Raw genomic sequence first — 25,600 nt, 5'->3', positions numbered from 1 at the left:
GTATTTATTTCTTGAGTCCGAACTTCTTAACAAATGCTCTTGCCGCAGCAGGAGTAGCCCAATCCTTGTCAAAGCGACCACCTGTCAGCGTCTTAAAAAGTAAGAAATCTTGACCTTTCAAACCATGCAAAACAGCATAAGAAGACGATTTAATGCTACGTGCTTTGGTAGCTTCGTCATTCAATTCATAGTCGCGAGCGAACAAGTTGTGTGCGCCCTCCTCGGTTGATACATTAATTGCCTGAGCGTTGCCTTCAATTACAGCACCAGTATTCACGCCAGCATTATTAGTCATTGAGCGGGCATCAAATACTTGGAGTCCGCCAACTTTATGACGTACTGCAACAGGAATAAATGTATTAGTCTTGCTATCGCTACATGCAGACTGGCTGAAGTTGTAACCATTGTCGCTGTAACCATCAACAAAATAAGATTGGTCGCAGAAGTGATACTTCAAGAAGTCAACCAAGCAAGTAATCATTGCCTTTGCCTTATCCTGAGTGCCTTCCTTCCAAGTCTTATTATTATCGGTGTAGTTATCCTTTACATACGCCTTGATAGATTCAAGGGTAGGCAAGCCAAGACTTTCAGCTTGAGTAATAGCATCGTTTGTCGGCACGAAGATAGTATAACGATAGTTGTTGAAGAAACGTACCAAACTGGTGTTGACAGCAGTCAGACGTGCTCCCACACCGCTACCATTCATGGCAAAGATGGCATACTTCTGCTTCTCTGTAGTCCACTGGTTGTCAGTCAAACCAGCATTCTCAAAGAAAGCGGCCTTCAACTCATCTTCGTTCATACCATATTCAAACGAAGAGCAAAGTTCGAAGAACTTGCTATACTCAGCGTCCTTTTCAGCCAAATCCTTCAACACTGTGAATACATTGTTGATAGTAGGCTGCATAGGACGGTCGAGGAAGTAAGTGTGACCGTTACCATAACCAATAGAAGCGCGTGACTGATCAAATCCCTTTATTACACTGCATGAGAAGTTGTTGTTGGGGTATCTATCGTTGTTCACATCACGTTGGAAACCACCTTCAACTACCATGCCTGTGCCATCAGACTTGTTGGAGTGTGTTACTACCACAACGGGAGCGCCACTACGTGACAAGTAATAGCTTTGGTTAGGTTCGATGCTTTCAGCACCATTGCCCGAACCATGTACAACAATGTGCTGGTCCACCATGTCACAAAGAATCTGCGCCTTGGTAGCACCAAAGCCAGAGCCTACATTATCATTTGCAGCACTTGAAGTTGAAGTACCGAGCGGTCTGTCAGTCTTTGCACTCATCTGCGCATCGCGCTCATAACGATAACCCTTTGCTACGACAGGTACAACCTTGCCCTTGGCCGTCACATTAGATGGTGTCAACGACCAATATCTGTACGACGTCACATTGCCAGCAGCAAAGCTCACGGGGTCAGCATAACCAGTGTTGGCCAATCCTTCGTCAACCGGCACAAACAATGAGAAGTTAGACTGCATGGCGAGCAAATAAGTGCTGTAGAACTTACGCAGCGGAGCGTTAGCATAATCAGACGTAATATGTCCGTCGTCAGCGTGAATGGCTGTATTCATTACGCGGGTACCCTGGTCAAAGAGCACCGGACCTGAAACAGATGCAAAGTCAGGCGGTGTAATCATGTCCTTCATTACATAAACCACACCGTTGTTAGCCACGAGCACCTTTTCGATAGCAGCCTTATAGTCCTTCACATCAGGATACTGCGAGAACATTTGGTCCTGTGCAGTATTCATTACAGAAAGATACTTGCTGGGCACTGTAGAGTTGAAAGATTCCTTCATCAAGTTGTTGATCAACTTGACCATAATGTTTTGCGGAATCTGATAAAGGTCCTCGAGCAAGTTTGAGTGATCGCTATTGGGTGCGTAGTTTTCAATCAAAGAGCGGCCAGTACCTTCGAGGAAGTACTTGCGCATAGCCTCATCGCTAGGCACGAACATGGCAGCCATATCCTGCTCCTTGGTAGAGTTGTCTACAGAATAGGCATTCCATCCCGGATCGTATGAAAGACGAGACACTGAGCTACCCAAATCTTCGCCATCGGGATCCTTAGCCAAAGAACCCTGCTGGCCACGCTGAGCTATATACAACTTTTGGAATACAGAGTCTGCCTGAATGCTGTGCAGCGCTTTGTACTCCTCAGTCAAAGTAGCATCATAATAAGGTGCGCTAAAGCGGTCGAGCATGGCGCTGAAGAGCTTCGTGTCAGGATTTTTACGAATTTCCTCAGCCATGTTGCCCGGAGTTACAAGCACCTTGTCGAGCACATGAAAATAACCGTTCAAGCAAGTTACGTCAGGTGTAGTAATTTCGGCATCGTAAACGAAGCTGCGGTTCTTGCTATCATTCCATGCCTTGTCAGTACCATCCAAGTTAAGAATGAAAGAGATATCGCTTGGTGTGATATTCTTTTCATTCATCTGAGCCTGGAGGAAGTGAGTCATCATAGGCGTGGTTTTGTCCAATGCCATATAAATACCCTTGCCAGGATAGCCCGGATTGGTGTAACGGTCCCAAAAACGCTTGTCGGGTGTTTCACTCGTCGGCTTGTTCAAGTTGTGAGGTAAGTCCTCAGCCTTGAAGAAGGGCACAGAGTCAGTAGCCGACAACGCAGAGAGCTGACGGAGACAAAGGTTTTTAACTGGTCCCTGAATAGTGCTCAACATCTCGACAACATAAGCATTGTTAAGCATTGAACCATTCAGGAGCAAACGCTTTTGGTTAGTAGACAATTGGTCGTAGCTATTTACGCCCCAACTGTTACTTGAGAAGAACTGATTATAAGACTCATCGTTTGCCACAAACAGGGTTTTACTACCTGTTTTTTGCATCACGTCCTTATAACCCAGATCATCAATCAACCTAATTACAGTTTTGAAGTTACCGCGGGCGTTCAACTCGTCATATATACTCTGACCTAAGAAGCTGGGCTTTGTTTCGTCCAGATCATAATCGTCGGAGCACGAGTACGTCACACCGCAGGTAGAAAGCAAGCAAGCTACGCCAAGCAACTGCTTACCCATTCTGCAAAAACGGTTTTTCATACGCTTTGAATTGGATTAATTATTTTATTTTGTTTGTTTTCTGATATAATGGTCAGGGAAGATGGCCCCTGGATAACTGTTTTCTGAATGCCATCAAGTTGATACACACCGACTTATTAACTATTCGACATGTTACAACTCAGCATTTTGCTCACACTGCCTTACAAGCTCAAAGATTAGGCACGCTGTTTTCGACAATGCTCACTTAGTGAATTGACTGCAAATTTAATAGTTTTTCTATGGGTCACACAAGCACCGAGCAACATTATTTTAGAAATTAAGATTTATTAGTAATACGTTTTGTCACAAGTGTTAAAGGGCACGGGCTTTTGATTTTGCAAAATAGAACCCAGCATTACAAATAACCACACAGAACGTCAAAAAACTATACCAAATAGCCTAACGAGTGTTATCATTCTCACTATTTTTTAACAGCAACGGCGTAAATGCCCATACACATTGCGCGTCACAAAATCACACACTTTTGAAGCGGGGAGATACCGCCAAGTCTTGAAGAAGATATTTTCGACTATTTGCGCACGCATTAAAATGCGCACATCGACCAGTGCAGACAATCACGCACCTTACTCAACTTTCGGATTTAGAAAGTGCGGGCTGAAAGCCCAATGGAGCACCCAGCCCAGGGCAAGCGAAGCGACACCCTGGGTATCGCGTGTTGGAGCAGTCGCGCCCTGAAAGGGCAAAAGCTTTAAGACATGGCGCAGGTATTGAAAGATATACATACGATGTTCCACTTTAAGACCGCTAATTCAGCTATCAAGTAAGAATAACAAAATAAAGGCTTAAAGCTTTTGCCCTTACAGGGCGCGACTGTTCTAACACGCGATACCCAGGGTGTCGCTTCGCTTGCCCTGGGCTGAGTGCTCCATTGGGCTTTCAGCCCGCACTTATTAAATCCGAAAGTTAAGTACCGTATATATCTACCCCCTATTTACTTAAATTGCAATTTTGTCTACACTCTACACTTTTGAGGCATAATGTATTGAATATCAATCGTTTCACGAGTGTATACACGCTTGCACTTTGCTTGCACTGTCACATACACTCATACACTCATGCCCATTACTTACACAACGTGCCAACAAGAGGCATCTGCCACGGCAGAGCCATAAAACGGCTATGCGAGAGCGGCAGAGCTGTTAGATGGACAGAAATTTCTGTCTGGCACTACCGAAAAATCTGTCCCCGGTTACAGCTATGCGCCTTTGTCTGCCACAGCATACGCCACGCCTGAAAACAAAAGGTTGATCATGCACTAAGAACAGGCAGAGTGCAGGCAGAGTGTAGACGGAGTGCAGGCAGAGTGTAGGCAGAGTGTAGACGGAGTGTAGGTAGAGTGCAGACAGAGTGTAGGTAGAGTGCAGGCAGAGTGTAGACGGAGTGTAGGTAAAGTGTAGGCAAAGTGTAGTTATATACACTCTTAAAATCATTGATAATCAGCGCAGTGCATACAAAAAGTGCAGAGTGTAGACAAAAAGAGAAAAAAACATAGTGTGAGTGCAGCGTAGCATTTTCCAGCCACCTTTTATGCTATTCACCCACCCCAACACGCATTATATTTTCAACAGCATTCGTCAAGTTCAATATGATTTCACTAAATTTGCATCAATATATGTTGACGGAGGCTCTTGATGCAATTTTTGATGCGATTCTCATAAACACTAAAAAATGACATTTGCCAGCACATCATTGGCACAAGTTTTGCAATAGGACCAACCATTGCTATCAACATAACCGAATCAAAACCCACCCCCCTATGAACAATCTCATTATACAGATAATAGTATTAGGAGCCATACTTCTACTATATAATTACCGCAAACAGATACATAGATATCTCGATCGGCTCATGAACAACGACGATAGAGAAGGAATTTTCCAAGAACCCTGTGCACTCGAAAACGCATTTGACGAGCTGAACATCGAGTACAAAAAAGATCTTGACGACGAAGGCAACGTCCTCTATATGTTCAAATACCAAGCGGGGGAATTCTATATGAGATACAACGAAGCAGCGACCTCAATGCAATTGACATTTCCCTACATTACAGATGCCGAGGTCGATAAAATCGATTTGGTGCGAACTGCGTGTAACGATGTAAACGGCGTGGCCCCCATGACCTCTGCTGTATACAAAGTGGACGTCGAAGGTGACACCTATAAAATAAACATACACATCATTGCGGGATTACCCAGACTGAGTGACCTCAAAGAAATGGTCCACACACTACGCTATACGCTGAAAGACTGCTTTCATCTGCGCAGCATGTTTTGCAGCCACCTTAAAGACATTATAGAAGCATCAAACAGGGAGCAGGCTGACGACATCGAATACGAGATGGCCAGCAACGAACGCATGAAGCAAATCATGGCAAGCACCGAAGCTATGACATGCGAGGCTAAACCCCACGATGCAACTGTGGCAGCTGATGGTATCACGACATTGGGCGAATGGCTTGCAAATTGCGACATACTGCCACAAGGGGCTCAGATACAGCAACTTGTGTGCGAAGGTGACGACGGTTATCACTTTACGAGCAAAGACATCGACACCATTACGAGCTATCGCCTGACAGAACCCATCGTCCACCAATTAGGCGCAGGTAATGCCCCTACAGCCGAAACAGCATCTATCAAAATCATATTCACCATTGGTGATGAAGCTGACAGCAACAAGCACACCATCATTGTGGCACTTGAAAAGGCTGCCACCATTGACAAGGACAAGGTTACATACATTCGCATCAACTATGTCACTTCTAATCGTGCTGCCACATCAACGGCTACACGCATACCGGCCGAAGTTGCCGTCACCCCCAAAGCCGGAAGCATGACGATTGGCTTTGATTGGACTACCGGCAAAAACAAACAGGCAGAATTTGACTATATGTGGGCCGATGCACGCGACAAAGAACGCGACGGGCATCGTGACGAGTGGACAGCCGAGCAAAAGCTTATACACGATTTGACAGACCCCACCTTGGCCTACAATATGTATTGGGGCTACAAACTCATGCTTCAAAAGCGCTTTTACGAGGCATCGCAGCACTTTGAATACGTATGGAGGCAAAACAATGAACACATTAAGCGCAACGGCGAGAAGAGCCATGCCAAATGGCAAAAGTTCTACGACACATGCCTCATGCTGGGCACATGTTACCTCAACATAGGACAATATTATAAGGCGTTTTACTACCTGCAAAACCTTGAGGGCAGCAGCCACCCGCAATATGTGCGCACCACCATTGCTTGCATGATGGGCGCAAAAGACTACCGTGCACAGCAAGCTATCGAAAATTGCCAGACACAAATAGAGGAGCGTATAAAGGAGCTTACACAGACTGAACAAGAAGTGCCCCCTTATCTGCTCGACCTCTATCATTTCATAAAGTGCAACAGCGTTACTTTCAATATTGAAAACGCACATTACGACGAAGCTGAAAAGTCTTGCAAAGAGATGCTCAAAAATAGTGACGAAAAGGATTTTGCACTCGACAGCTTGGCTAAAATACAGAGTTTGCGCAATGAAGGCAAGGCACTGCCTACTGAATCGCAACCAACCTCTTCAGACACACAAGAAGATTAAAACAATACATTAAATTATGCCTCTTATATCTCCCTCCCTGCTCTCGGCCGACTTTGGCAATCTGCAACGCGACCTTGAGATGCTTAACAACAGCGAATGCGACTGGTACCACCTTGACGTGATGGACGGTGTGTTTGTACCCAACATTTCATTTGGATTTCCGGTGATGCAAGCCATGGCCAAACACGCCAAAAAGCCACTCGACGTGCATCTGATGATTGAACGCCCCGAAAAGTTTATTAACGAGGTGAAAGCACTCGGTGCCAAAGTGATGAACGTGCACTACGAGGCTTGCACACACCTGCACCGCGTGGTGCAACAAATTAAGAATGAGGGCATGATGGCCGGTGTCACGCTCAACCCGCACACCCCGGTGAGCCTGCTCGAAGAGATTATTGGCGACCTCGACCTCGTGATGCTCATGTCGGTAAATCCGGGTTTCGGCGGACAGAAGTTTATTGAGCATTCACTCGACAAGACCCGCCGGTTGCGTGAACTGATTGACCGCACCAACTCGCATGCGCTGATTGAAATTGACGGTGGCGTCAACCGCCAAACCGGCAAGCAACTGGTAGAGGCTGGTGCTGACGTGCTGGTGGCTGGTTCGGCCGTGTTCAAAGCAGATGACCCTGTTGAAGAAGTGCATATACTGAAACACTTGTAACACGCTATCCGCTGGCGAGATTCCTGGTTAACGAGGTAACAAGTTGACAAGTTAACAAGTAAATATGATTATATACTCTAATTTCGGATTTCGCAAGTGCGGGCTGAAGGCCCAATGTTCTTCATAGCCCAGGGCAAGCGAAGCGGCACCCTGGGTTGATATGAAAGTAAAAGTTACGCCCTGTAAGGGCAGAAGTAACAGAGCTTTTTTACTTTTGCCCTTACAGGGCGCGACTGCTTCAACACGCGATACCCAGGGTGCCGCTTCGCTTGCCCTGGGCTATGAAGGACATTGGGCCTTCAGCCCGCGCTTGCGAAATCCGAAACTTGAGTTATATCTCGAAGTCAGAATGCCAGGAAGCTTAAAAAAGGCTTGGCAAACTTACCCGTCAACGTGTCAACCTGTTTACTAATTCCGCCGACGCGCTTTCCGTTGGCAAAATGATTGGCTAACGCCATCGCGTTACAGCCCCCTACCCCAACAGCCCAAGACACCAATGAAACAATTACTATCAAACACCGAACTATTTGCCCTGCTGCAAACCATACAGCAGAGCAAACATATCGTAATATGCGCCCACCGCGGCCCTGATGGCGACGCCGTGGGTTCCTCGCTCGGTTGGGCCGATTATTTGACGTCACTCGGCAAGCAGGTGAACATCGTGCTGCCCAATCCCTTCCCCGACTTTTTGCGATGGTTGCCCAACTCACACCTCATACATTTCTACGTAAAACATGAGGCCGCAGCCACACAAATTATCAATCAAGCGGACCTGATATTCTGCCTCGACTTTAACAGCCTGTCGCGTCTGCAAGAGATGCAGACAGCTGTGGCCAGGGCCAAAGCCGACAAGGTGATTATCGACCACCACCTCGACCCCGACCGCACCTGCGCCAAACAAGTCATTTCATTTCCGTCGGCATCGTCGACAAGCGAACTTGTGTTCCGTCTTATCCACCAATTAGGCGGATTTGACAGCATGACACGCAACGGAGCCGCGTGCATCTACACGGGCATGATGACAGACACGGGGGGCTTTACCTACAACTCTAACAACCCCGAGATATACGAAATCATCTCATTGCTGCTGACCAAGGAGATTGACAAGGACAAGATATACCGCAATGTGTTCAATGTATACTCGGCTGACCGCATGCGACTGACGGGCTACGTGCTGTACGAAAAGCTGCACTTCTATGCCCGAAACCGTGCATCTATCTTTACCCTCACACGCGAGGAGATGAAACGCTTCAACTTTATCCGCGGTGACGCCGAAGGACTTGTCAACATGCCGCTACAGGTTAAAGGCATGCGATTGAGCATATCGCTGCGCGAGGACACTGAACGCGATGTGGTGCGTGTGTCGCTGCGCTCTGTTGACGACTTTCCGTGTAACAAGATGGCCGAAGAGTTCTTTAATGGCGGCGGCCACCTCAACGCATCGGGTGGCGAGCTGCCCTTCCCGCTTGAAGAGGCTGTCAAAACGGCCGAACGGGCGATTGAGGCTTATAGCGAAAAGTTGTAATGACACGTTGATTAGCACGTTGATAGGTTGATTGGTTGACAGGTTAACCAAGAATTCAGACAACGGGTAGCACTTTCCAATATTTATTTGTACATTTGTGGACGCACAACACGCCGCTGCATGGCAAGCGACGGTTGTGCGTCTTACCAATGTTGTAAAACCACCTAACATCTACAATCATGATTACTGAAAGAGACAAGGTGCTGCTGGCCAAGAAAGGCATCAGTGAGGATAAGCTCAATACACAATTAGCCTGTTTTGCCAAAGGTTTTCCGTATCTGCGTCTGGCGGCTGCAGCAAGTACCGAAAAAGGTATACTTGCGCCCAGCCACGAGGAGGTAGACAAATATCTTGAGGCATGGGAGGCCTACACCAACAATACTGCTCACCGCATTGTGAAATTCGTGCCTGCATCGGGCGCTGCCAGTCGCATGTTCAAGAATATGTTCGCGTTCGTTGATGCTGACTACACCACACCGACCACAGATTTTGAAAAATCTTTCTTCAATAATATACACAAGGCCGCATTCTACGGGGATTTGGACAGCGCTTGCCAGCGTATTTATGGCAAAAATATTGACGAACTGTTATCAGCCAACCAGTATAAAGAGGTAGTTAAAGCCATGCTTGACAAAGAAGGCCTCAACTATGGTGCGCTGCCCAAGGGCCTTCTCAAATTTCACAAATATGCCAATGGCTCGCGCACACCGCTTGAGGAGCATCTGGTTGAGGGCGCACTCTATGCACGCGAGAAGGACGGCACGGTTAACATTCACTTTACTGTGTCAACCGAACATCGTGCTCTGTTCGAAGCATTGGTCAACAAGGTTGTGCCCGCATACGAAAAGGAGTTTGGGATAAAATACAACGTTAGCTTTTCAGAGCAAAAGCCAAGCACCGACACGGTGGCTGCCAATCCCGACAACACGCCCTTCCGCACCAAAGACGGCGACTTGTTGTTCCGCCCGGGCGGACATGGCGCTTTGATTGAAAATCTGAACGACATTGATGCCGACGTGGTGTTTATCAAGAACATAGACAATGTGGTGCCCGACAGACTGAAGGCTGACACGGTGCGCTACAAAAAGCTGCTGGCAGGCGTGCTTGTAAGTTTGCAACAACAGGTGTTTGCCTATCTGCGCAAGCTCGATAGCGGCAAATACACCATGGACGAGTTGCGCGAGATGCTGCAATTTGTACAGAAGAAACTCTTTACAAAAAATCCCGAGACGAAGATGCTCGAGGACACTGAACTCGCCATTTATCTGCGCAAAAAGCTCAACCGCCCCATGCGTGTGTGTGGCATGGTGCGCAACGTGGGCGAACCCGGCGGTGGTCCGTTCCTGGCCTACAATGCCGACGGCACCATTTCGCTGCAAATACTTGAAAGTTCGCAAATTGACATGAATGACGCCGAAAAGAAGGCCATGTTTGAGAAGGGTACGCACTTTAACCCCGTTGACCTTGTTTGCGCCGTTAAAGACTACCAGGGTAACGCCTTTAATTTGCCCCAATACGTTGACCCCCAGACAGGTTTCATTTCGCACAAGAGTAAAGACGGCAAAGAGTTGAAAGCACTCGAGTTGCCCGGATTGTGGAACGGTGCGATGAGCGATTGGAGCACGGTGTTTGTTGAAGTGCCGCTCTCCACATTCAATCCTGTCAAAACTGTGAACGACCTTTATCGCGAACAACACCAGTAATGCCTATAAACAGGTGTTCAAAACAAGCTTAATATGTCCGAAGTACTCCCTTTCTGCGGGGAGCACTTCGGTGCATTTATAAAGCAGAGTATTGGCTTATAATTAGGCACTCAAACCTACTTATGCCCCACCTCCACCTAACACAAGCATCACTACTTTTATTAAAAAACACGAGACTAACTTGGCACTCAACTTTATCACATTATTCACCACATTTCTGCAAGCCGGTGGTTTGACCATAGGCGATGGCTACGCCGTGATAGCCCCTCTGAGACGCGCACTCGTCAAGCGAAATTGTTGGCTGAGCGACGACGAATTTGCACAACATTTGGCTGTGGTGCAAGCCATGCCCGGCGTGTTCAATATCAACCTGGCCACTTACATAGGCCGAAAGCTCTATGGGTGGAAAGGGAGTGCGGCTTGCTTGTTGGGCATGATACTGCCACCACTGCTCATATTCCTTATATTTTCTATTTTCTACAACGACCTGTGCAACCAGCCAGCCATCAAGGCATTTCTTCGCGGTGCACGTCCGGCCATTGTGGCCCTGATAGCGTTGCCCTGTCTGCAAATGTGGAACAAGTCGGGCATTTCGCTCAGCACCGTTTGGATACCCGTAGGTGCAGCCATAGCCATCGGTCTGTTGGGCATTTCGCCCACCTATATCATTTTAGGTTTGATACTGCTGGCGGCGCTATATGCAGTGTTTGTACTTTCGTCTGACGACAAATAAGCAACTGCCACTGCACGATACACGCCACACTCTTGGCGGTTGTTAGTAAGCAAGTATTATTCATACACATACAATAAGTAGGTGTTCAAAATTATTTTTACATTAAAAGTGCATTATCGGGGCGCAGATGTTTCCTTCGGGTGAGGGAGCATAGCGGGCTATGTGACCGAGGCCGAAGGGAACAGATGCGCCTCGAGAATGTGCTTTCAATGTGAAAATGACACCTACTGATTGTATAAAATAATTTTGAACACCTACTTATATGCTCATATTCATACTACTGTTTCTGAGTTTCTTTCAGATAGGCTTTTTAGGCATTGGCGGCTATGCCAGCACACAGGCACTGATTGAACACGAAGTCATCACCTTGCACCATTGGCTGACCCCCGCACAAATGGCAGACCTTATGACCTTTTGCCGTGCTCTGCCAGGCGGCACTGGCCTTAACAGCGCCACCCTGGCCGGCGCACTGACTGTGTCGGGCCAATATGGCATGTGGGGTTGTGTGGCAGCAAGCTGCTGCACCATTGGGGCCCTCATCGTGCCATCGGCCTTTTGGACGGCCTTTTACAGCAAAATACAGGAACAAGACAAGTATAAGTCGTTTTACGAATGTGCCATGGTGGTATTGCGCCCGCTCGTGCCAGGACTTATAGCCGCGGCCGCCATACTGATGATGCGCCCCGACACATTTGGCACACCCAGCACTACGCCCTGGGATTTTATGGTGAGCATATTCCTCTTTCTGGCCACACTGATTGGCATTGGCGTGTACAAGTTCAACGCCCTGTTCATGGTCGTACTTTGCGGACTGGCCGGCTGCGTGCTTTATTAAGCAGCCCGCCACGCTCGCTCGCCAACTTGACCTCATGAAGCAAACACCGCCCAATTCACATCAACGAATTTCGAGCAGCCACCTACATTTACAGCAATGCGCATATTGTCACATCAATGTAACAGTATGCGCATTTTTCATTCAAAAAATGCAAGTGCGTGTATCTTTCTTGAACAATTTTGGCGAATTAAGGAATAATGAACGTAACTTTGCATTAGAGTAACTTAAAACCCGAAAAACAAACTGAAGATTTATGAGCTTTAACCTTCCAAAAACGGACAAAAAAAGAGTGGTAATTGTAGGCGGTGGCTTTGGCGGTTTGAAATTGGCCAACAAGCTGCACAACAGCAACTTTCAAGTTGTGTTGGTTGACCGTAACAACTACCACCAATTTCCACCACTTATCTACCAGATAGCTTCGGCAGGTATCGAACCAAGCTCTATATCTTTCCCCTTCCGCAAGATATTTCAAAAGCGCAAGAACTTCTTTTACCGCATGGCCGAGGTGCGCTCCATCTTTCCTGAGCACAAAATTATCCAGACCTCGATCGGCAAAGTAAAGTATGACTATCTGGTACTTGCCGCCGGTGCTACAACAAACTTCTTTGGCAATAAGAACGTGGCAGAAGAGGCCATGCCTATGAAGAATGTGAGCGAAGCCATGGGTTTGCGCAACGCACTGCTTGACAACTTTGAACGTGCCTTGACTTGTGCTACCGACAAGGAGCGCCAGGAATTGCTCAACGTTGTGATTGTGGGCGGTGGTGCTACGGGTGTTGAAATAGCCGGTGCACTGAGCGAAATGAAGAACTTTGTGTTGCCAAAGGACTACCCCGACCTGCCCACATCGCTCATGAATATTTACTTGATTGAAGCCGGCCCACGCTTGTTGCCCGCCATGAGCCCCGAATCGAGCCAAAAGGTTGAAAAATACCTGCGCACGATGGGCGTGAACGTACTGCTCAACAAGATGGTGACCGACTGGAAGGACCACAACGTGATGCTCAAGGACGGCAGCAGCATTGCTACACGTACCTTTATATGGGTGAGTGGTGTGGCTGCACAACCTGTGGGCAACCTCGACCCCTCGCACTTGGGACGCGGACGCCGTGTTGTGGTTAACGCCTTTAACCAGGTGGAAGGACTTGACGATGTATTCTGCATTGGCGACCAGTGCATCATGCCCGAAGGCGACGACAAATGGCCGGGCGGTCACCCGCAGCTGGCACAAGTGGCCATTCAACAAGGCAACAATTTGGCCAAGAACCTTAAACGCCTTGAAGCGGGCAAGGAGATGAAGCCTTTCCACTACACCAACCTCGGTACGATGGCCACCGTTGGCCGCAACCGCGCTGTGGCCGAATTCAGCCACATGAAGTTTGGCGGATTCTTTGCCTGGGTGCTCTGGCTGGTAGTACACTTGCGCTCTATTCTTGGCGTGCGCAACAAAATGATTGTTTTGTTCAACTGGCTGTGGAACTATGTGTCTTACTCACAGTCACTGCGCATGATTATCTATGCCAAAAAGGCCAAAGAAGTGGTTGAACGCGAAAAGCGACTGGCCTCAACGCACTGGGGACACGACCTGTTGAGCGAGGGTTCTGAGGACCCTAACAACAAGACTGAAGAATAAAGCAGCTACCCTCGTGGGGTTGGCCGAAGAGCTTTACATACATAGCCTAAAAAAGGAGGACGCCGTTGTGCGCCCTCCTTTTTTAGCTATATGTGGAGAATATATGTCTTATTCAGAAATGTCGTCGGCAGGTGTTTCAGGTTTCTTGTGCTTGTCCATAAACACCATTAAGTCGCCACCTTCATAACGTTCGAAACTGGTAGATGCCGTTTTTGACGAGCGGAAGCCATAGTCCACTACTTGCTTTATGTCCGTCATCTCGCCCCCCTCAATAGCACTTTTCATTGCTGCCACACGATAGCGCATGATGTACTCGTGAATGTCGTTGTAGCCCTGCGAGCGCAAGCTCTGCAACACCATGTGGCGATTGAAGCCAGCCAACCGGCACAAGCGCTCACGGTTGAAGCCACAATCGAGGAACGGCTTGTCGTGCTGCATGACGTACTCCATCACCTCGAAGCGATGCAAATTGGCCTCGTTAAAGTCGTCAACCTCAGATTGCGTAATTTCCTCACGCGTGGGAGGCGTTTCTACCTGACGAAAGTCGGGGTACGAAATAGCCTCAACAGTTGGGCGCAATATGCGGAAGAACAAGAACATGTTGACGGCAGTGAACAGCAACATATAAATAGTGAGCAGCACAAGGTCGAAACGGATTGTGAGCACAACAAACAGCAAGCTTACCAAGCCGAGAGCCGAACCATAGGCTATCAAGTCGTTGGGCAGTTGCATATTCTTGACCAATGTGTGTGGCAACCGAAATATGTTGACAATGTAGTAACCCGATAACAGCAGTGCTATGATGCGTAACACAACATCGCCCGACAAGAATGAATTGAATATGTCGTTGAAGGTGTAGACATTGGCCAAGTTGCTGCCTACCGCCGCCCCAATACTGTAAATGAATATCAGCACCAAGGCAGGTGCCGCATATCCCCACATACGCCCCCACTGCAAATAGCCCGGCATGCACAAGCCGAGCGGATAGATGCTCAACAGATACGAACAAGCTAATAAATAGATGAGCAACACGGGGTGCATGATGCCCGGTTGGGGTATGACGTCGTTGGTCGCCACGAAAAACAAGCCGGCACAATACATCAAACAAATCAACAGCATAATCCAGGCCTGCGACAAGAATTGCACGCTACGACGGGCCAGGTAAAACATGACCAGACTCATCATAAAATGTGTGGCGGCGGCAAACTCAACGGTCACCAATACAAGTGTACGCATAGAAATTATAATTGTAAATAGGGTGTAAAGTTACAAAATAGCTTCCATTAAGCACTGATTATGGCGATATTTGTGGCAACTTCGACGCCACACCTTGTTAAAGTGTGGCATTATGGTTAATTTTGCGTGCAAAAATATACGACTTCTTATTCACATGACACGACAAATACCATTAGAGGATTTTTTCAGAAACTCAGAACGCACCGGCTATCAGCTTTCGCCCGATGGCAGCTACATATCATACATGGCTCCCTACAAAGACCGCCTCAACGTGTTTGTGCGGCGGGTGGACGAATCCGACGAGCATGCAATACGAATAACCAACGAAACAGAACGCAGTGTGGCAGGCTACATGTGGGCAGACAACCAGCGCCTGCTGTATATGAAAGACACTGCGGGTGATGAAAACTACCAGCTCTATGGTGTGCACCGCGATGGTAGCGACGACCGGGCCTACACCGCCTTTGACGGTGTACGCACCAGTTTGATTGACGACCTTGAGGAGCAACAGGGGGTTGTGATGATTGGCATGAACAAACGCAACCCCGAGGTGTTCGACCCCTACCGTCTGAACATTGAAACGGGCGAACTGACACTTTTGGCCGAAAATCCGGGCAACATTCAGGGCTGGATGACCGACCACGACGGCCGTCTGCGCGTGGCCACAGCCATTGTGGACGGTGTGAACACGCAAATTCTATATCGTGACACGGAGGACGAGCCTTTCAAACCTGTGCTGACCACAAACTTTCGCGATGTAGTGAGCTTTATGGAATTTACACCCGACAACAAGGAGGTGTACGCAGCCACCAACCTGCATCGCGACAAAACGATATTGGTGCGCATGAATCCTGCCACCTGTGAGGAACTTGAGGTGCTTTATGAAAACGAGCGCTACGACATAGCAAGTATCAGCTATTCGCGCAAGCGCAAAAAGTTGCTCAGTGTTTACTGCACCGGTCACAAAGAGCCTGTACGCCACTATTTTGACGCAGAAGAGGAGCAGCTGCGTCAGCGCATCAAGGCACACTTCCCCAACCAGCGCTATGGCATAGCTGATACCGACAAGGCTGAAGAGAACTACTTGATATATGTGGGTGGCGACCGCACAAGGGGCAGCTACTGGCACTACAATGCCTTGACAGACAAGGCTAAAAAGATTGCCGACCTCGCACCATGGATAAAGTCTGACGAGATGAATGCCATGCACCCTGTGTGCTACACCACACGTGACGGACTGCAGATTGAGGCTTATCTCACCCTGCCCGACGGCCTTACACCCGACACGGCCAAGCAACTGCCCGTAGTGGTGAACCCACACGGCGGACCATGGGCACGCGACTGCTGGGGGTATTCGTCGGAAGTGCAATTTTTGAGCAACCGAGGCTATGCCGTGTTCCAAATGAATTTCAGAGGTTCCACTGGCTATGGGCGCCATTTTCTTGAAGCCAGTTACAAACAATGGGGACTTAAAATGCAGGACGATATTACTGATGGCGTGAAATGGCTCATTGAACAGGGCATAGCCAATCCCAATCGCATTGCCATCTATGGCGGCAGTTATGGTGGTTACGCCACTCTGGCCGGATTGACCTTTACCCCCGACCTTTATGCTTGCGGCATTGACTATGTGGGTGTGAGCAATTTGTTCACCTTCATGCAGACAATACCGCCCTATTGGCGCCCCATGCTCGAAATGATGTACGAACAGGTGGGACACCCCGAGCACGATGCCGACCAGTTGGCCGCCACATCGCCGGCTTTGCATGCCGACAAAATTAAAGTGCCCTTGTTTGTGGCTCAAGGAGCTAATGACCCACGTGTAAACAAGGCTGAAAGCGACCAAATGGTTGAGGCACTGCGACAGCGGGGTGTGGTGGTAGAATATATGGTAAAAGACAACGAAGGACATGGTTTTCACAACCAAGAGAACCGCTTTGACTTTTACCGCGCCATGGAACGTTTCCTTAAAGCGCATTTGTAAGAGAGGAGGGGGCTAAAAAATCTGTTTTCACCCCCTCTTTGAACCAAAGCATCTACCGCACCCAACTAACGACTTACCTCTTACTCCCCCACTCCATTGAACAAACAGATATTACACATAGCCATACCAAGCATCATCTCAAACATTACCGTGCCGCTACTGGCATTGGCCGACACCACCATTACGGGACATCTTGGTTCGGCTGCCTGCATTGGCGCCATTGCCTTGGGAGGCATGGTATTCAACATGGCCTACTGGCTGTTTGGCTTTCTGCGCATGGGCACCAGTGGACTGACGGCTCAGGCCCACGGCACAGGCAATCGTACACAGGCATTGCATGTGCTGTATCGGTCACTCATTGTGGCATGGGGAGTGGCCCTGCTGCTCATTGCAGCACAACGCCCCATATTCGATGCCGCTTTTAACTTTGTAACAGCCACACACGAAGTGGAACAACTTACGGCCACATACTATCACATTCTTATTTGGGGTGCCCCGGCCGTATTGGGGTTATATAGTTTTGCCGGCTGGTTTTTAGGCATGCAAAACGCCAAAGCGCCAATGGTCATAGCCATTGGACAAAACATCATAAACATCGTTGCGAGCACAGTGCTGGTGTTTGGTTTTGCACAAGGTATGGCCGGCGTGGCTACCGGCACATTGTTGGCACAGTACGCTGGATTGTTTGCAGCTATCATCATTTGGCAGAAACAATATGGCAAGCATCAAGCATCAGCTATTAAATGGCGTGAGGTGTGTAATGTGACGCAATTCAAACGCTTCTTTGCCATCAACGGCGACATATTTCTGCGTACACTCTGCCTCATCGCCGTCACCACCTACTTTACCGCCGCTGGTTCGGCACAGGGCAACATGGTGTTGGCCGCCAACACACTGCTCATGCAATTTTTCATCATCTTTTCCTACATCATGGACGGATTTGCCTACGCTGGCGAGTCTATCGGCGGACACTATTATGGTGCACGCAATTTGAGCAGCTTCAGCCTGCTCACACGGCGGCTTTTTGCATGGGGCATGGCCCTGTCGGCAGCATTCACTCTGGCATACGCCGTTGCGGGGCAGTGTTTATTAGAACTACTGACCAACAACGCCCAAGTGGTGGCACAAGCCATCAACTTTATGCCCTACGCCTGTGCCATTCCGATGGTGTCGTTTGCCGCCTTCATCTACGACGGGCTATTTATTGGCACCACTTCCACCAAACTGATGCTTGCCAGTATGCTGGCAGCCTCCATGTGCTTTTTTGCCGTCATCACGCTATGCCCCGATGGCAATGTGTCATTGTGGTGCGCCTTTCTCAGCTATTTGGGGTGCCGCGGCCTGATGCAAGCATGGCTTTACCAACGAATTGTCAAGAAAATGAGACTGCTCTGACAGCTGTTTAGCGCAACATAAGTTTGCGCCCCATATCATTTACCACAAAATTATTATAACTTTGCACGGAGTTGGCACGCATACCAAACATACGTGCCATCACACTAATATATACTTACATAACAACGTATCTACATTATGGCTAAATTCAAACGCATTCTGCTCAAGCTCAGCGGCGAGAGTCTCATGGGCGAACAAGGTTATGGCATTGATGTCAAACGACTTAACGAATATGCAGCACAAATAAAGGAGGCACTCGAAATGGGTGTGCAAATAAGCATTGTCATTGGTGGCGGCAACATTTTCCGTGGCCTCAGCGGTGCAGGCAAGGGTTTTGACCGCGTAAAAGGCGACCAAATGGGCATGTGTGCCACTGTAATTAACTCTTTGGCCTTGAGTTCGGCCCTTGGCGCTATTGGCGTAAAGAGTCACGTACTCACAGCTATCCGCATGGAGCCTATTGGCGAATTTTACAGTAAATGGAAAGCTATCGAAGCCATGGAACGCGGCGAGGTGGCCATCATCAGCTGTGGCACAGGCAGCCCCTATTTTACCACCGACACGGGCTCATCACTGCGCGGCATTGAAACCGAAGCCGACGTTATGCTCAAGGGTACACGCGTTGATGGTGTCTACACCGCCGACCCCGAAAAGGACCCCACTGCCACCAAGTTTGACGAAATCACCTACGACGAGGTGTTGTCACGCGGACTCAAGGTAATGGACGTGACTGCCACCGCCATGTGCCGCGAAAACAAGTTGCCTATCTATGTGTTTAACATGGACGTTTATGGCAATCTGAAGAAGGTGCTCTCTGGCGAGAACATTGGCACCTATGTACACGCATAATCAATGTGACAATGGATTAATGTGACAATGGGTTAATGTGGTAATGAGGACGGAACTAACACACACTGTCTGACACTTCACAACTCATTGTCACATTAGCGTATTAGCTCGCTCATCAGCTATTTTTACACAAAAACTACACTAAACTAAATGCAAGACAAAATGTCGCTGGCTAACTGGCTTTCGCTGCTTGGCCTAACTTTTGCCACCTTTATTTTCAACACTTCAGAGTTCGTGCCCATCGGTTTGCTCACCGACATAAAGACCGATTTCCATCTGACCGAAGCCACCGTAGGCATGCTCATTTCGGTATATGCCTGGGCTGTCATGATACTTTCGTTGCCGCTAATGCTGCTGGTGTCGAAAATGGAAATGAAACGTCTCATGCTTTGGCTCGTAGGACTGTTTGCCGTCTTTCAGTTCATGTCCTTCCTGTCAAACAGCTACGCCATGCTCATGCTCTCGCGCATAGGTGTGGCATGCACACACGCCGTATTCTGGTCTGTCATTTCGCCCATTGCCGTGCGCATCGTACCCGACAAATATCGTTCCGTAGCCTTAAGCATGGTTGTTACAGGCTCTTCAGTAGCCATGATATTGGGCATGCCCCTTGGCCGCATCATTGGTCTGCATGTAGGTTGGCGCATCACCTTTTTGAGCATCGGCATTTTTGCCGCATTAACGCTGGTATATATGGCATTCCGTTTGCCACGTGTGCCAAGTCGTGGCGGCTTTTCGCCCCGCAAGCTCCCCGCATTATTGCGTCAGAAGGGCGTTGTAGGACTATACATTTTCACCTTGCTCATTTCCACTTCGTACTATATAGGTTATAGCTACATCGAGCCGTTTATGAAACAAGTGGCGGGCATGCGCGACTCACTTGTCACCACCACACTCATGATATACGGCGGAGCAGGTTTCCTTGGCAGCATCGCATTCTCTCGCTACTACAACCGCAACCGTAAGCGGTTTATCTCAGTAATTGTGGCCATCATGTCGGTTTGTCTGCTGCTGTTGACACCCATTTCGGGCAGTTGGGTCACGCTGATTGCAGTATGTGCCTTATGGGGACTGGCTGCCACAGCCTACAATGTGGCCATGCAGTCAAACATCATTCTCATCACCACCCCCGAGAGCACCTCGGTGGCAATGTCTATATTTTCGGGCATATTCAATCTTGGCATTGGCAGCGGCGCCTTTTTTGGCGGCATCATCTGCTCTCAGGCGTCAATAGCCTACATCGGTTATGCGGGAGCCTTGCTTGGTCTGACAGGCTTGGCATATTGGGTATGCAGACTTGGCAGCAGGGTATAGAAGGTGGCATTGCGCATACGTGCATAATCCGCCCTGCTTGTAAGAGACATAGGGCTGGCACCGAAAAGCACTGCACTCTTTTTATTGTTTCGTTATATTGCTGCCAGGTAAAACGTAAATGTGCGAGCGGACTCAACACCAACTCAAGCCCCAAACGCTATCACTAAACGTTATTACTAAACGCCATCACTAAACACTTCCACAAAACGCAAGCTCTAATGGGGGCGACGCGTCCCGCGTCGGGAACTAAAGCAAAGGCTCACAAACAGGCATGTAATTAGTGCTGTCTGTGAGCCTTTGTTTTGTGTATGAACCTATGCCTTAATGCCCGCGGGACGAGTCGCCCCCATTAGAGCTTGCGTTTTGTGGAAGTGTTTAATAGTAGCGTTTAGTAGTAGCGTTTAGTGATAGCATTTAGTGATAGCGTTTAATGCTTGAGACCGTTCGCATGGTTACGTTAAAAGCATCAAGACGAAAAAGTTGCACTTGAGGCCTTTTACCATACTACAATAACTTATACACCGAGTATCTTACATCTTACACTAATACGCTGCAGCTCATTGGTTATCAACGCTTTGCTTAGTGTAAGATACTACAAATTCCACCTACACGCAACCTACACGCCCGCACATACTGCCACACGGCACAAGCACGGGAGGGCGATATCACAGCATAGGGGAGCAGAAAAGTCTGTCGCTCCGAAAGATTGTTCTACGTCCCTATGGCGTAAAACCCACCGCATACGTCCAAATCGACTGCGAGGCAACGGGGGTGGAGCGTGTAAGATGTATGCAGGGGAGTGTAAGATACTTTGGAATCATCTTACACTCTTGAAACATCTGTATATCAACTTGTTACGCACAAAAAGTGTAAGATGGCAGTAAAAGCACACACACTCGTTTACAAGTGGGCTGACGAAATCTGGAAGATACTCATGAGAGAACGGATTATTTAACTGTACTGATAACCGAACAATCTACATCTTAAACTGAGGGTTGAATCGCTTACTGATGACTATGTGGAGTTAAATCACTGCATGACCGAAAATATTCCTTCAAAAGAAGTGAGTTTCTCAGATTTAATTTGTTCCTTTGCCATGCCTATCGACGGATTCTCTTGTTTATTTTTGCTACACTAAAGTAAATGAGCTCAAGTTCCGGTTTTAACCTGAACGGGTTGAAGGCCCAATGAATTCCATATTCCAAGGCAGCGCCTTGGGATATCATCAAGAGGAAAAGTGATGCCCTGCAAGGGCAGAAGTATGATAAAGTATTTCTACTTCTGCCCTTACAGGGCGTCACAACTATGCTCAATTTTACCCAGAGCGTTGCCCCGGGCTAAATAAAATACTTGGGCCTTTAGCAGCCCGCACTTGCTAAATCCGAAAGTTGAATAAGTGAATTCTTAGACATGGCAAAATTCTGGGCCGCTCGGCTTTGCCGCTTGGCTTGTACAAGAACTTTTTGTTGCTCAGATACTTAAAAGGATTAAATTACAATAGTGTTGCTGAATTAAGATAAGAACAAGATCATGAAATCGCTATTCATATTACAACTTGTATGTTGCGTCATTACAGCCATGTTAGCATTGCAATTAGCCATGGCAAGTTTGCAGGTGAGATGGAAGGTGTGGCGCTACGAAATATCAAGATGGATTCTCGTTGCATCCATGCTATTATTCTCTGTCCACTACCTCTTACAGATGATTCATGGGCTTCGTGCACAAGGTACCGATGTGGGCGCAGCATTCAACATACTGTTCTATACCCCAGTGGCATTTGCCATCACTCTCTCCATCATCAACATAGATAGCACAGGCAACAACGTGCGCCGTTATTGTTTACGTAGTATGATGGCATACATACTCATCGCCATAGCTTTCGGCATTGGCATGTTCAAAAATAATAGTTTGCACATTGGCAATATGCTCTATGTGATGCTCGGGCTTTTTGTGGCAAGCATGGCATATTTTATTTTTATCATTCGCAAAGAAGCAAATACCCGAAGGCAGAAGCTCATGGAAAATTTCGGAAGCGACTTGATTTCATACGTGCGCTATTCGCAAGCCAGCCTCATTTTGCTAAACCTTACTGCTGGACTCCTGCCTGTAGCAATCCTCTTCAATACCTTATTATATATAATACCTGTTGGCGGAATTAATTTAGTGCATACTTAATTCTGCCAATGGGCTTGTCGTTAATGAAGTTTACGTATTGCAGAATGGTAAGTGCACTAATTTTGCCAATGATCCTGGCAAACAAACCATTCGTTATTTTCGCATAGTTCCTGATGACCAAGAACTGGTCTGTAAGTTGTGAGAATATTGTCTCAATCCTCTTTCTTGCCTTTGCAAACGGAATGAATGTCGGTTTCCAATCCTTTTGGTTGAGCCGATACGGACACTCCAGTCTTATGTGTGCGGTTTCGAACAAGTCAAGCTGTACGTCAGCTCCAATATACCCTTTGTCACCATAGATGCTACAGTCGTGATAAGTATGTTTTACATCCTTCATATAATGGAGGTCCGCCACACTTGCCTTTGACAGATCATAGGAATACCTGTTGGCGGAATTAATTTAGTGCATACTTAATTCTGCCAATGGGCTTGTCGTTAATGAAGTTTACGTATTGCAGAATGGTAAGTGCACTAATTTTGCCAATGATCCTGGCAAACAAACCATTCGTTATTTTCGCATAGTTCCTGATGACCAAGAACTGGTCTGTAAGTTGTGAGAATATTGTCTCAATCCTCTTTCTTGCCTTTGCAAACGGAATGAATGTCGGTTTCCAATCCTTTTGGTTGAGCCGATACGGACACTCCAGTCTTATGTGTGCGGTTTCGAACAAGTCAAGCTGTACGTCAGCTCCAATATACCCTTTGTCACCATAGATGCTACAGTCGTGATAAGTATGTTTTACATCCTTCATATAATGGAGGTCCGCCACACTTGCCTTTGACAGATCATAGGAATACCTGTTGGCGGAATTAATTTAGTGCATACTTAATTCTGCCAATGGGCTTGTCGTTAATGAAGTTTACGTATTGCAGAATGGTAAGTGCACTAATTTTGCCAATGATCCTGGCAAACAAACCATTCGTTATTTTCGCATAGTTCCTGATGACCAAGAACTGGTCTGTAAGTTGTGAGAATATTGTCTCAATCCTCTTTCTTGCCTTTGCAAACGGAATGAATGTCGGTTTCCAATCCTTTTGGTTGAGCCGATACGGACACTCCAGTCTTATGTGTGCGGTTTCGAACAAGTCAAGCTGCACGTCAGCTCCAATATACCCTTTGTCACCATAGATGCTACAGTCGTGATAAGTATGTTTTACATCCTTCATATAATGGAGGTCCGCCACACTTGCCTTTGACAGATCATAGGAATACCTGTTGGCGGAATTAATTTAGTGCATACTTAATTCTGCCAATGGGCTTGTCGTTAATGAAGTTTACGTATTGCAGAATGGTAAGTGCACTAATTTTGCCAATGATCCTGGCAAACAAACCATTCGTTATTTTCGCATAGTTCCTGATGACCAAGAACTGGTCTGTAAGTTGTGAGAATATTGTCTCAATCCTCTTTCTTGCCTTTGCAAACGGAATGAATGTCGGTTTCCAATCCTTTTGGTTGAGCCGATACGGACACTCCAGTCTTATGTGTGCGGTTTCGAACAAGTCAAGCTGTACGTCAGCTCCAATATACCCTTTGTCACCATAGATGCTACAGTCGTGATAAGTATGTTTTACATCCTTCATATAATGGAGGTCCGCCACACTTGCCTTTGACAGATCATAGGAATGGATAACTCCACTTAACCCACAGAGAGCGTGTAACTTATAACCAAAATAATACGTGTTCTGCGAAGCACAGAAGCCGAAGTCGGGAGCTTGCGAGAAATTGCCGGTACGTCCCATCTTGCAACGTTTTCCTCTTGCAACCCTACAGACCTCTATCGGCTTGGAGTCAACAAAGAATTGTTCCTCTCCGCCATCCATTTCCATGGCAATCCGCTTGCGCAGTTCCTCACACAGGCCTGCCGTTTTCTTCCTGCGGTCATTGAACTGTCTCCTTGATATGAGATTAGGAATGTTGTCCTTGTACTCTTGCAATTTATAGTCGAACAACCACTTCTCACTATCAATGCTCTCGGTCTCTGCCGTCAAGGATAGCGCCACCACTTCCAAATCCGAAAACTTGGGAACAGGACCACGACGTGGAACATTACCCGATTCATTGACGAGATTTTCAGAGAATTGCTTGCATATCTCGAGTATTTTGACGAATTTTGTATAAAGGTTGTACATACGATGGTTTGGACTTAATGTTTTGAACACCACTAAGTTACTAAAAATCAGCGATATGTGCAACTTTTTACTCATATTTATCAACTTAAATTAATTCCGCCAACGGGTATATAATAGGTCCCTTGATGCTACTCTCTATAATCTTTTTCGTCCACACTTTCATCGCTATGGGCTATTACATCACCCCCAAAGAAGTCATTCCTGAGGATAATGATGCAGAAGCAACAGACACGGAAGCAGAATACACAGAAGACACAAAAGACGACAAGAACACTCTTGACACAAATATCTTGACAGCTAATAGAAAGACAGAAATAGAATTAGCCCTCAAAAAATGGTGTGAAGAGGGATTATACAAGGACTATGAAGTTAATATCTATTCGTTAGCTACTAAGTTGGGATACAAGAAAAACGAACTGACAGAATACTTCAATCAGTCAGAATACACCAATTTTAGAACCTGGCTTAGCGACATTCGTTTTAATGAGGCAGTACGCATGATGAAAGCCTACCCCGAATATAGCATTGACGCTATTTCCACAGAGTGTGGTTTCTCATCCCACACATGGATTTATCGCATATTCAAACAAAAAACGGGCATGTCACCCAGCCAATGGCGCAAACAGTTTGCCTCCGCCTAAATGTATATTTTTGTAATTTCTCATTAAACAACATCTAAAAAGTAGTAGCTTTCCTATGAAAGCTACTACTTTTTTTGTGGAAAAGCTACAACCACCATA

16 protein-coding genes and 4 pseudogenes are annotated in these 25,600 nt (G+C 47.3%); 13 read left to right on the top strand and 7 right to left on the bottom strand.

All coding sequences use genetic code 11. The features are described from left to right. Positions 1-4 precede the first annotated feature (4 nt). Positions 5-3,055: a fasciclin domain-containing protein gene (locus BQ5453_RS09315; protein WP_071123010.1), complete on the bottom strand. Its 3,051-nt coding sequence runs from the start codon at positions 3,053-3,055 to the stop codon at positions 5-7. A gap of 1,798 nt (positions 3,056-4,853) precedes the next feature. Between BQ5453_RS09315 and BQ5453_RS09310 the strand changes: the two genes are divergently transcribed. The 7 genes from BQ5453_RS09310 to BQ5453_RS09280 all read left to right on the top strand — a co-directional run bounded on the left by BQ5453_RS09310 (position 4,854) and on the right by BQ5453_RS09280 (position 13,776). Beyond that, entirely contained in the window at positions 4,854-6,683 is a 1,830-nt protein-coding gene (locus tag BQ5453_RS09310) for a hypothetical protein (RefSeq protein ID WP_143033361.1), read from the top strand. Between the two features lie 16 nt (positions 6,684-6,699). Beyond that, entirely contained in the window at positions 6,700-7,347 is a 648-nt protein-coding gene (rpe, locus tag BQ5453_RS09305) for a ribulose-phosphate 3-epimerase (protein WP_071123008.1), read from the top strand. 496 nt (positions 7,348-7,843) lie between these two features. Then, positions 7,844-8,872 (top strand): DHH family phosphoesterase, encoded by a 1,029-nt coding sequence (locus tag BQ5453_RS09300; RefSeq protein ID WP_022101495.1) that lies wholly within the window; start codon positions 7,844-7,846, stop codon positions 8,870-8,872. A 179-nt stretch (positions 8,873-9,051) separates the two neighbouring features. Further along, positions 9,052-10,575, top strand: coding sequence for a DUF4301 family protein (locus tag BQ5453_RS09295; protein WP_071123007.1), 1,524 nt, complete (start codon positions 9,052-9,054; stop codon positions 10,573-10,575). 181 nt (positions 10,576-10,756) lie between these two features. Beyond that, complete coding sequence (locus tag BQ5453_RS09290; protein WP_071123006.1) at positions 10,757-11,308, top strand: chromate transporter; 552 nt, start codon at positions 10,757-10,759, stop codon at positions 11,306-11,308. Between the two features lie 262 nt (positions 11,309-11,570). Beyond that, entirely contained in the window at positions 11,571-12,143 is a 573-nt protein-coding gene (locus tag BQ5453_RS09285) for a chromate transporter (protein WP_071123005.1), read from the top strand. Positions 12,144-12,396: 253 nt separating this feature from the next. Then, positions 12,397-13,776 carry an NAD(P)/FAD-dependent oxidoreductase gene (locus BQ5453_RS09280; protein ID WP_071123004.1) on the top strand — a complete coding sequence of 460 codons (1,380 nt, stop codon included), beginning with the start codon at positions 12,397-12,399 and terminating at the stop codon, positions 13,774-13,776. A gap of 108 nt (positions 13,777-13,884) precedes the next feature. Here the strand turns inward: BQ5453_RS09280 and BQ5453_RS09275 are convergent, their stop codons facing one another. Then, a complete protein-coding gene (locus tag BQ5453_RS09275) occupies positions 13,885-15,012 on the bottom strand; it encodes a hypothetical protein (protein ID WP_071123003.1) in 1,128 nt (375 codons plus the stop codon). A gap of 154 nt (positions 15,013-15,166) precedes the next feature. Between BQ5453_RS09275 and BQ5453_RS09270 the strand changes: the two genes are divergently transcribed. From BQ5453_RS09270 to BQ5453_RS09255, 4 genes are all read left to right on the top strand, one after another. Beyond that, complete coding sequence (locus BQ5453_RS09270; protein WP_071123002.1) at positions 15,167-16,996, top strand: S9 family peptidase; 1,830 nt, start codon at positions 15,167-15,169, stop codon at positions 16,994-16,996. Positions 16,997-17,092: 96 nt separating this feature from the next. After that, the gene (locus tag BQ5453_RS09265; protein ID WP_071123001.1) at positions 17,093-18,391 is read left to right on the top strand and encodes an MATE family efflux transporter; all 1,299 of its coding nucleotides are present in this window, start codon (positions 17,093-17,095) and stop codon (positions 18,389-18,391) included. 138 nt (positions 18,392-18,529) lie between these two features. Continuing rightward, positions 18,530-19,240, top strand: coding sequence for a UMP kinase (gene pyrH / locus BQ5453_RS09260; protein WP_022102554.1), 711 nt, complete (start codon positions 18,530-18,532; stop codon positions 19,238-19,240). Positions 19,241-19,390: 150 nt separating this feature from the next. After that, the gene (locus BQ5453_RS09255) at positions 19,391-20,554 is read left to right on the top strand and encodes a sugar transporter (RefSeq protein ID WP_071123000.1); all 1,164 of its coding nucleotides are present in this window, start codon (positions 19,391-19,393) and stop codon (positions 20,552-20,554) included. Positions 20,555-21,508: 954 nt separating this feature from the next. On the opposite strand, the pseudogene BQ5453_RS14165 reads toward BQ5453_RS09255, so the two are convergent. Further along, a pseudogene (locus BQ5453_RS14165) lies at positions 21,509-21,652 on the bottom strand (IS1380 family transposase); the annotation flags it as partial. 432 nt (positions 21,653-22,084) lie between these two features. Here BQ5453_RS14165 and BQ5453_RS09250 point away from each other — a divergent pair. Further along, complete coding sequence (locus BQ5453_RS09250; protein ID WP_235860071.1) at positions 22,085-22,729, top strand: hypothetical protein; 645 nt, start codon at positions 22,085-22,087, stop codon at positions 22,727-22,729. On the opposite strand, the pseudogene BQ5453_RS09245 reads toward BQ5453_RS09250, so the two are convergent. From BQ5453_RS09245 to BQ5453_RS09230, 4 genes and pseudogenes are all read right to left on the bottom strand, one after another. Next, positions 22,710-23,111: pseudogene (locus BQ5453_RS09245) on the bottom strand (IS982-like element IS1187 family transposase); the annotation flags it as partial. The gene BQ5453_RS09250 and the pseudogene BQ5453_RS09245 sit on opposite strands and share 20 nt — an antisense overlap. 13 nt (positions 23,112-23,124) lie before the next feature. After that, positions 23,125-23,526: pseudogene (locus BQ5453_RS09240) on the bottom strand (IS982-like element IS1187 family transposase); the annotation flags it as partial. 13 nt (positions 23,527-23,539) lie between these two features. After that, positions 23,540-23,941 (bottom strand): annotated as a pseudogene (locus BQ5453_RS09235) (IS982-like element IS1187 family transposase); the annotation flags it as partial. A 13-nt stretch (positions 23,942-23,954) separates the two neighbouring features. Beyond that, positions 23,955-24,935, bottom strand: coding sequence for an IS982 family transposase (locus BQ5453_RS09230; protein WP_071121765.1), 981 nt, complete (start codon positions 24,933-24,935; stop codon positions 23,955-23,957). Between the two features lie 50 nt (positions 24,936-24,985). Between BQ5453_RS09230 and BQ5453_RS09225 the strand changes: the two genes are divergently transcribed. Next, the gene (locus BQ5453_RS09225; RefSeq protein ID WP_235860070.1) at positions 24,986-25,501 is read left to right on the top strand and encodes a helix-turn-helix domain-containing protein; all 516 of its coding nucleotides are present in this window, start codon (positions 24,986-24,988) and stop codon (positions 25,499-25,501) included. Positions 25,502-25,600 lie beyond the last annotated feature (99 nt).

Origin of the sequence: Prevotellamassilia timonensis (assembly GCF_900106785.1) — a bacterium.
Lineage (GTDB): Bacteria > Bacteroidota > Bacteroidia > Bacteroidales > Bacteroidaceae > Alloprevotella > Alloprevotella timonensis.
Note: the sequence above shows the minus strand (reverse complement) of the source record. Positions and strands in the feature narration are given on the sequence as shown.

Excerpts from the sequence above, each read along its gene's own strand:
- BQ5453_RS09315 (WP_071123010.1), bottom strand. The coding sequence starts at position 3,055 with ATGGGTAAGCAGTTGCTTGGCGTAGCTTGCTTGCTTTCTACCTGCGGT.
- BQ5453_RS09310 (WP_143033361.1), top strand. The coding sequence starts at position 4,854 with ATGAACAATCTCATTATACAGATAATAGTATTAGGAGCCATACTTCTA.
- rpe (WP_071123008.1), top strand. The coding sequence starts at position 6,700 with ATGCCTCTTATATCTCCCTCCCTGCTCTCGGCCGACTTTGGCAATCTG.
- BQ5453_RS09300 (WP_022101495.1), top strand. The coding sequence starts at position 7,844 with ATGAAACAATTACTATCAAACACCGAACTATTTGCCCTGCTGCAAACC.
- BQ5453_RS09295 (WP_071123007.1), top strand. The coding sequence starts at position 9,052 with ATGATTACTGAAAGAGACAAGGTGCTGCTGGCCAAGAAAGGCATCAGT.
- BQ5453_RS09285 (WP_071123005.1), top strand. The coding sequence starts at position 11,571 with ATGCTCATATTCATACTACTGTTTCTGAGTTTCTTTCAGATAGGCTTT.
- BQ5453_RS09280 (WP_071123004.1), top strand. The coding sequence starts at position 12,397 with ATGAGCTTTAACCTTCCAAAAACGGACAAAAAAAGAGTGGTAATTGTA.
- BQ5453_RS09275 (WP_071123003.1), bottom strand. The coding sequence starts at position 15,012 with ATGCGTACACTTGTATTGGTGACCGTTGAGTTTGCCGCCGCCACACAT.
- BQ5453_RS09270 (WP_071123002.1), top strand. The coding sequence starts at position 15,167 with ATGACACGACAAATACCATTAGAGGATTTTTTCAGAAACTCAGAACGC.
- pyrH (WP_022102554.1), top strand. The coding sequence starts at position 18,530 with ATGGCTAAATTCAAACGCATTCTGCTCAAGCTCAGCGGCGAGAGTCTC.
- BQ5453_RS09255 (WP_071123000.1), top strand. The coding sequence starts at position 19,391 with ATGCAAGACAAAATGTCGCTGGCTAACTGGCTTTCGCTGCTTGGCCTA.
- BQ5453_RS09250 (WP_235860071.1), top strand. The coding sequence starts at position 22,085 with ATGAAATCGCTATTCATATTACAACTTGTATGTTGCGTCATTACAGCC.
- BQ5453_RS09230 (WP_071121765.1), bottom strand. The coding sequence starts at position 24,935 with ATGAGTAAAAAGTTGCACATATCGCTGATTTTTAGTAACTTAGTGGTG.
- BQ5453_RS09225 (WP_235860070.1), top strand. The coding sequence starts at position 24,986 with ATGCTACTCTCTATAATCTTTTTCGTCCACACTTTCATCGCTATGGGC.